The organism is Dietzia sp., from assembly GCF_036741115.1.
Lineage (GTDB): Bacteria > Actinomycetota > Actinomycetes > Mycobacteriales > Mycobacteriaceae > Dietzia.
The window spans coordinates 1,793-8,863 of record NZ_DAINST010000098.1 but is presented as its reverse complement, the minus strand read 5'-3'; the positions used below and the strand labels follow the sequence as shown (position 1 = coordinate 8,863).

9 protein-coding genes are annotated in these 7,071 nt (G+C 65.7%); 5 read left to right on the top strand and 4 right to left on the bottom strand.

Features of this window, described 5'->3' with window-relative positions; all coding sequences use genetic code 11:
- Positions 1-261: 261 nt before the first annotated feature.
- Complete coding sequence (locus V7E05_RS12690) at positions 262-1,068, top strand: class I SAM-dependent methyltransferase (RefSeq protein WP_333620008.1); 807 nt, start codon at positions 262-264, stop codon at positions 1,066-1,068.
- On the opposite strand, the gene V7E05_RS12685 is transcribed toward V7E05_RS12690, so the two are convergent.
- The 4 genes from V7E05_RS12685 to V7E05_RS12670 all read right to left on the bottom strand — a co-directional run bounded on the left by V7E05_RS12685 (position 1,034) and on the right by V7E05_RS12670 (position 3,450).
- A complete protein-coding gene (locus V7E05_RS12685; protein WP_333620007.1) occupies positions 1,034-1,801 on the bottom strand; it encodes a hypothetical protein in 768 nt (255 codons plus the stop codon). The genes V7E05_RS12690 and V7E05_RS12685 overlap by 35 nt on opposite strands.
- Positions 1,802-1,901: 100 nt before the next feature.
- Positions 1,902-2,153, bottom strand: a complete 252-nt coding sequence (locus V7E05_RS12680; protein WP_333620006.1) for a hypothetical protein — start codon at positions 2,151-2,153, stop codon at positions 1,902-1,904.
- 290 nt (positions 2,154-2,443) lie between these two features.
- Positions 2,444-2,773: a hypothetical protein gene (locus V7E05_RS12675; RefSeq protein ID WP_333620005.1), complete on the bottom strand. Its 330-nt coding sequence runs from the start codon at positions 2,771-2,773 to the stop codon at positions 2,444-2,446.
- A complete protein-coding gene (locus V7E05_RS12670; RefSeq protein ID WP_333620004.1) occupies positions 2,770-3,450 on the bottom strand; it encodes a helix-turn-helix domain-containing protein in 681 nt (226 codons plus the stop codon). Before V7E05_RS12670 ends, V7E05_RS12675 begins: the two co-directional genes overlap by 4 nt.
- A 216-nt stretch (positions 3,451-3,666) precedes the next feature.
- Here V7E05_RS12670 and V7E05_RS12665 point away from each other — a divergent pair, with 216 nt between their 5' ends.
- The 4 genes from V7E05_RS12665 (at position 3,667) to V7E05_RS12650 (ending at position 6,990) form a co-directional block, all read left to right on the top strand.
- Positions 3,667-4,386, top strand: a complete 720-nt coding sequence (locus V7E05_RS12665; protein WP_333620003.1) for a hypothetical protein — start codon at positions 3,667-3,669, stop codon at positions 4,384-4,386.
- A 43-nt stretch (positions 4,387-4,429) separates the two neighbouring features.
- Positions 4,430-4,801 (top strand): hypothetical protein, encoded by a 372-nt coding sequence (locus V7E05_RS12660; protein WP_333620002.1) that lies wholly within the window; start codon positions 4,430-4,432, stop codon positions 4,799-4,801.
- Positions 4,802-5,178: 377 nt separating this feature from the next.
- Positions 5,179-5,796, top strand: a complete 618-nt coding sequence (locus V7E05_RS12655) for a hypothetical protein (RefSeq protein WP_333620001.1) — start codon at positions 5,179-5,181, stop codon at positions 5,794-5,796.
- Positions 5,797-5,799: 3 nt separating this feature from the next.
- Positions 5,800-6,990, top strand: a complete 1,191-nt coding sequence (locus tag V7E05_RS12650; protein ID WP_333620000.1) for a cutinase family protein — start codon at positions 5,800-5,802, stop codon at positions 6,988-6,990.
- The last annotated feature ends 81 nt before the right edge of the window (positions 6,991-7,071 follow it).

The window sequence follows — 7,071 nt, the reverse complement described above, 5'->3', positions numbered from 1 at the left end:
CCTTCAACTCGGTATCGCGGACGCCGAGATACCGAGTTGAAGGCCTAGCTCAGTGCGAGACAGCCCGCGATCCTCGCGGTCCTGACGCAAACGCGCAGGAATCCACGTCTCGATCGTGGGCCACGCCATGGCAAACCACCTCTCCGTAATTACACGTGTGTAACGTTGCCTACGTTAGCGGGGCACGAAACTGCACACAAGCACCGCCACGAAATAGTTTGGAATCAACTGAGTCCAGATCGTATAGGGGAGTGGAATAATATGGCATACGAAGGAGATATTACCGCGCTGATGGTGGCCGCGGCGCGGGCCGAAGTGAGCGGCACCGCTGGGTTTACCGACGAGTTCGCTGCAACCGTGGTGACCGCTGCCGGCGGCTTTGACGTAGCGGGCTTCCCGGATGACCTCGTGCGCCGCGTCTGCACGAGTGTTCTGTTGCGCTCTAGGTTCCTCGATGACGCTGTGATGAAGGGCGTGGGCGACGGGGCTACTCAGGTCGTTCTTCTGGGCTCGGGGCTTGACGCACGTCCGTGGCGTTTGCCCGTTCCTCCTGCGACGCGGTTCTGGATGCTCGACCTTCCGGGCACGGCCGGCTTTACACAGGAGGCGCTCGGGCCCGCCCCGGTCGATGCCACGAGCGTCACGGCCGACCTGCGAGATCCAGAGTGGATTGACGCCCTGGTTGGCGCTGGGTTTGACCCCGAGCAACGCACCGTGTGGGTCGCCGAGGGGCTGTTGTTCTATCTCGAATCCGCTATTGCAGATCGTGTGGCTGAGCAGGCGGCGAAGGCGAGCGTCCCCGGAAGCGTGTTCGCGTTTGCGCACTTCGGTCCCGGTTCGCAGGGCGAGACGATGACTCGCTCGATGTCGACTGAGGTGCAGACCTACGGCTCGACCTTTGTGTCGACGATCGAGTCCCCCCAGGAGTACCTCGACGGGACTCCGTGGCTCCCTGAGCAGGTCTCCACGTTCTACCTCGAAGGGCAGGAGATTGGTCGTGATGTGGAGTACACGGAAGAGCCTGGCCAGGAGGTTACGTGGCTGTGCTCGGCTCGCCACGAAGGATGAGGCGATCGGCGTTCTCGATGATGGCGCGATGCGTGGCTTCCGGGGTTCTCGACAGGCGCCACAGCCGCCTCCTCGAGGCGCGGATGGCCGATTGGCGAAGGAGTTGGAATCGCCGTAATCGGCTATGTAGAGCGAGTGCGGCGGGGATATAGACCGCGAACGCCAATCCCAGCGCCGAGAGGGTCAGGGACACAAAGCTGGTAGCTAGGAGGCTTTGTGCGAGCGTTCCGGCGTGGTCGAAGGTCATAAGGATGAGAAACGCGATTTTCGACAGGAAGTAGGCCAGGCCGGCAGTTCCCATGACGATGAGCGCGAGACGTGTCGCCTTCCCCGCGCCGGAATCGACAGGGCTATTGCCTGCGCGCAGAGCGAGGACGAGGACGATCGTGGACGTAAGGCCTTGGAAGAACATCGCCGATCCCCAGACGAGCGTCTGATCTGCGGTGTCGAGTCCGTCTGCGGAAAGTAGGGGGCGGAAGCTGTCTCCATAGGCTGCGTGCCCCAATGCAACGAAGATGGTGCACGCAGCGATGGTAAATATTGCGAGCCCCCAGCGGCTTCGGCGGGTCGTCAGGAGCGCGCCGACGACGAGGGCGAACGAGATGAGCCCGGACACGACAGCGAAGGCGACGGGGAGGTTGTGGCTGTGGAAGATTCGGGCGAGGACGGGTTCGACATAGATGTCGAAAAGACCGCGGAGCCTAAAAAACTTTCCGCATCCGAGTAGTGCCACTGCTCCTCCGAGGCAGCGCAGCCGCGACGGTAGCCACGTCGAGGCTGCTATCGCCCCGCCGGGAAGGATCGTTAGGAGCCCTGCGATCAGAGCGGTGTAGTCACCTTCGAGCATCGGGCGCACCGAGAGCGATGAGGAGCGGGGATCGTGATGCAGGAAGGGTTCGCGCGTAGGCGGTTGTGACGACCAGCTCGGCGAACGCTTCGGCTTCGCGCTCCCAAATGGTGTCGACGCGGCCCCGGTACATCGTGGTCATGGACTGCTGGACGAGATACCGCAGAACCCCTCGCGGAATACCTTTGAGCTCGGGGAACGTGGCGTAGTAGTCGACGGCGTCATCGATTCTGTCCACGCTCGGGAGATGATGCAGCAGGTGGAAGTATTCGTGAGCGAGGGTATGGCTGGCCGCCGGCGGAGGTAGTTCCTCGGCGAGTGTGATCGTGTGGATCTTCTGATCGAAATTAGTAACTGCCCGTCCCGATGCCGCACAACCGGAGATGGTGTGGGCCGGTGCTCGCTGAATCTGCACAGGGAAGGGAAGGCGCTCCTCCGCGGCAGCAAAAATCGCCGAACAGGCGCTATTGCCCGACGCTTGGAGGAGCTCGGCGTAGCACGCGCGGACTCGAGTGGAGATGGACTCGGTCACTGCTCCGGCACCACCCGACGGAGGGTGACGCCCGCCCTGACGAGTTCGCGCACCCGGTGTACGTGCGTGGACGTGCGATCGTCGACACGCGAACCAGTGAGAAATTCCCTGAGCCAGATGTGGCCGTCGTCGAATCCTAGGTCGGCTGCGATGGCGTCGATAAGGTCGTTCGAGAGCGGTGCGAGGCCGTCGAGCTCGAACCGAATGGCGTCGGCGCTGAGATCCGTGGTGAGCGCGGCGTAGTGCTGTGCCGCGGCGGCGAGTCCCTCATGTGCGCCCTCGGTGAGTTCCTGGATGCGCACGAAGGGCGTTGGCGTGGGGTTCATTCGCTTCCTCCGTGTTTGGAGTTCCAGTACATGGAAAACATGGTTGCGTCCGCGTCGCGGAAGTTCAACCCTGCGAGCCACCGTCGGTAGGCCCACCGGTAGTAGTCCGGCGTGTCTGCGGCGGGCTCCGGCGCCGTGAGTGCCGGGAGGATCGATGCGCGAATGTGCTCCGGAAGCTCTTGGCCGGGGCCCCCGTACTTCTCGAGCAGCATGGTGACATAGAAATCGGACAGGATGCTCGTGAGCTCCTGTCCTTGGAGCCGGACACTTTCGGGGAGCTCGGTGAGCTGGCCGACTGACAACAGGTAGCTGATGATTTCGCCACCGTGATCAATGATCATGCGCGCGGGGTCGAGCGCAGCCTCGAGGTCGGTGCCCGATTCGGTCGATGTCCGAGAGCGCGCCGCCACCGCCAGATCAGGAGACAATGCTCCGCCGAGCACGCGCTGTGCCGTCCCCGACATCCATTGCAAGGCGTGGTCCAGGCGCGCGAGGGTCTTCGGCCCCGGTTTGGGCCCGGTGCCGTCGGTGTTCTCGATTTTCATCACCGTCGCCGGTGATGGTCCCCCGCAGGCGTAGACGTCGCGCTGGGACATCCCGAGATTCCCTCGTCGTCGCTTTACGGCGTCGGCGAGCGCAAACCAGCCTCCGGTTCCCTCGCCTGATGTCATAGACACGAGCCTAACAATAGCTTCAGGGTACACGGGGAAGGCGGTCTTACCTGGGCGTTTCCTCCTCGCCGAACTCATAAAACATCTCCTCATTATTCCAAACTGTTGCGCACAGTGTATCGCATGGACTATCCTGAAATAGTCCACGATGGATTACACTGCTGTAGTACCGCTCAGGCCGTCTGCGACAGTCCGGGCTACTTCTAACAGGGGAGATGTGACATGGCTTCAAAGCGGCGCGGCGCACTGAGCGGTGCGGTCGTGGGTGCGGTAGCGGGCGCTATCGCTTTTGGCTCGGTCGGCGCGGCATTCGCGGGCCAGGCCGGTCTAGCGCCCGCGCGGAATGCGGGTGTGGAGGCCTCGTCGTCGGCGAAGACCAGCGAGGGTTCAGGCCAGCAAGGCATTACCTCCGCTCGTGAGACGGGCACGACCGTCGCGGCGCAGGAGACGCCCGGTAAGGCGAAGCCGTCCGGAGAGGGCGAGAAGCTGGCCGGTGAGGCGAAGCCGAGCAGGACCGACGAGGCAAAGAAGACGGAGTACGCCGGCGCCAAGGATTCGAAGCAGGCCGGCGTCACGGACGCCCGCAGTGCGGGCGACAAGAAGAAGGCCGACGACGCGAAGAAGGCCAAGGACAAAAACGACGCGGACAAGAAGGCGTCCGAGGAGCGGTCCGAAACCGCCCCGAGCGATGGCGCTGCGTCCGGCCAGCAGAGCGCGCCGCAGCAGCAGGCGCCGGTCGAGCAGGCCCCGGCCCAGTCCGCGCCGGTCCAGCCGGCGCCCACGCAGTCGTATCCCGCTCCCCAGCAGTCGGTGCCGCAGCAGCAGGCACCGGCTCCTCAAGCCCCGGCCCCGGCGCCTGCGCCGGGTCCGGCCCCCATCCAGCTCGGCCCGCCGGCGCCCGTCAATGACGAGCACATCGCCGGGCCCTTCAACTTCGGCTAACAGAGCCGTTCCGCACTAACCACTCGTAGAAGGAGAACTCCTCATGGATCCGATCATCACTCCCATCGCTGCCGCGATTCTCGCTGGCGCTGCGGCGCTCGGCGCGCCGGCTGGCGCTCTCGGCGCGGCCGCTGCTGCTGGTCCCGCAGCGATCGTCGGCACGGCGATCGGTGCGCCGGCTGCGGCCGGTGCTGTCGCCGGTTCGGTCGGTGTCGGCGGCGCTGTAGCCGCTGATCCGCATGCGCGTCTCGGCGTTCAGAACGGCGTGAACGACGCCTACAACAACACGATGCAGGCCGCGACCGACGCGTACAACAACGGCGTCGATGCGTGGAACGAGCAGGCCGTGCCGCAGCTCAACGGTGCAGGCTCCACCGGCGCCGGTCCGGTCCCGCACGCGAACTTCGGTAACTAACAGATCGCCCGCGTCGGGACGGAGGGATTGCGCTGATGTCGGAAAACAATGGCAGCACACCGGGCATGCCGGGCGCCTCGTCCCGCCCGGCGTGGGCGCGGCCCGCAGAGCCAGTACCCAGCAGCCCCACCGAGGGGTCAGCGACGGGCAGCGGCGCGCATTCCGGCGACGAAGGGCCCGTTGGCCGTTCGGCCCGGCCCGAAGAGAGTCCCGCGTGGGCGCAGGGAGCTCGAGCGAATGAGGAAAGCGCCGCCGAGCGGCCCGGCCCGTCCGGGGACGATACGGAGCCAGCTCTTCGAGCGGTCCCAGCTCCCGTAGGGCCGGCTGCTCCGGCGTGGGCGGACCCCGTTCCCTCGCCACAGCCGCGACCGCAGGAAGTGGCTGAGGGCGAGTTCGCTGCCGAGCCTGGCGAAGCGGAGCCCAAGCGGTCAGTGATGGATCGGCGTAAATGGATCGCCCTGGCAGGTGGCGGCGCTGCCGTGCTGCTGCTTGTCGTGGTGGTCGCCGTCATCGTGAGCTCCTTGCCCGGCGGGGAGGACGATTCGGCCGCGGATAAGCCTCTTGCAGCGGCGCTGGAAGAGGAAGCCGCGCCCGCCCCAACTGCGGCGCCGGCGAAGTTTACCTGTGAGGAGTCCTCGAGCGGCGGGCAGGTGACGGGCAACGGTGCCGGGGATCGGAAGTCTGTCCCCGGCATCGTTTTGGCGTTCGAGGACGCCTACTACAACTCCCGGGACGCGAAGGAGGCCACCGAGCTCACCGACACGGACTCTCCATTTCGTCCGGATGAAGCGGTGAAGGTGCTGCAATCCGGGATCGACGCGGTCCCCGAGGCGACCGATTACTGCGTGACGGTGACCCCTGATGGCGATAAAGCGACGGTCGAGATCGTCGAGGCCCGGCCGTCGGCAGCGCCGGAGACATTCACACAGACATTTTCCACGAAGCGCGACGGTGACCGGGTGTCGATCACCGACATTCAAGAGCAGGGGCAGTAAACGATGAGTCTTCTTTTCCCGGTATCTCGGAACCGCGTGGTGGGCAGGGTGGTTCCCCTTCTTTCTGCGGTCGCGGTTCTCTCGACGGTCGGTGGCGGCGTAGCCGCCGCGCAGTCGTCGTCCACGGCGCCCACGGCCACGGCGCCCACGGCCACGGCGCCCTCGTCGGCGTCGACGAGTGCTTCTGTGTCGTCGAGCTCGCCGTCGGCGACGACGGGTTCTGCAACGTCGACGAGCGGCGCGGTGGCACCGACGTCGGGGACGTCGTCTGCGGCGCCGGCGGAGTGCCCGAAATTGATGATCTACGGGATGCAGGGCACAGGGCAGTCGTCGCCGGATGCTTCGGAGTCGCAGGACACCGGCGCGTTGGGCACGATCCTCGGTCCCGTGGTCGATGCGTTTGCTGGGCAGAACATCATCGACCGAAAGTACGTGCCTTACGAGGCGAGTTTCGGGGGAGCGCCGGGGACGGGCTCGGGCAAGACGGAGTACCGCCGTTCGGTGAGCGGCGGCGCGGAGAAGCTCGGGGAGATGATCACCGCCGACAGCACGCGCTGCCCGGACATGTTGATCGGGATTCTGGGGTACTCCCAGGGCGCCGGCGGCGCGTCGAACGTCGCGAAGGCGATCGGTGACGGGTCCGGTCCGGTGCCGGCGGACAAGCTGGCGATGGGATCGATGCTGTCCAACCCCGGCCGCGCCCCGGGATCGCCGGTTCTCCCCGGCGCCGAGGGGCAGGAGCACCCGTCGGCGCCGCCCGGCGCCGAGGGCGACGAGGTCGAGAAGGTGTCGGTCGGTTCCGCGCAGCAGCAGGTTCCTGCCGGTGGTGGCCTGGGCGCAGCGGTCATTGATGAGGCCAGTGACTACGGCGAAGCCTCGGGCCGTGTGGCGTCGTGGTGTGAGACGGGCGATATGGCCTGTGATGTGCCCGAGGGGGCGCCGATCGCGCGGGTCATGGCGAATCTCGCTGGGCAGTCCGAGATCAATCCCGATGATCCGGTGGGGTCGTTGATGAGCGTCGCCGATGCGTTGGCGACGACGACGATCAAGTCGGGTACCGACATCGTCAATGAGGACATCTCGGGGGACTCGATCACGAATCTGTCCTATGAGCCGGACAAGACGATCTCCCAGCGACTCGAGAAGGCCTCGGATCCGCGGACCGAGGCCGGAGATCCGGGTGCGGCTTTGTAGAAGCTCGGCACGATCGGGTTGAACTCTGCTGTCGCGGTGGCGAAGGAAGTGATCACCCCGGCCAATATCGCCGAGCTCGCC

Coding starts and splice junctions, on each gene's coding strand:
- V7E05_RS12690 (WP_333620008.1), top strand. CDS start 262: ATGGCATACGAAGGAGATATTACCGCGCTGATGGTGGCCGCGGCGCGG.
- V7E05_RS12675 (WP_333620005.1), bottom strand. CDS start 2,773: ATGAACCCCACGCCAACGCCCTTCGTGCGCATCCAGGAACTCACCGAG.
- V7E05_RS12665 (WP_333620003.1), top strand. CDS start 3,667: ATGGCTTCAAAGCGGCGCGGCGCACTGAGCGGTGCGGTCGTGGGTGCG.
- V7E05_RS12660 (WP_333620002.1), top strand. CDS start 4,430: ATGGATCCGATCATCACTCCCATCGCTGCCGCGATTCTCGCTGGCGCT.
- V7E05_RS12650 (WP_333620000.1), top strand. CDS start 5,800: ATGAGTCTTCTTTTCCCGGTATCTCGGAACCGCGTGGTGGGCAGGGTG.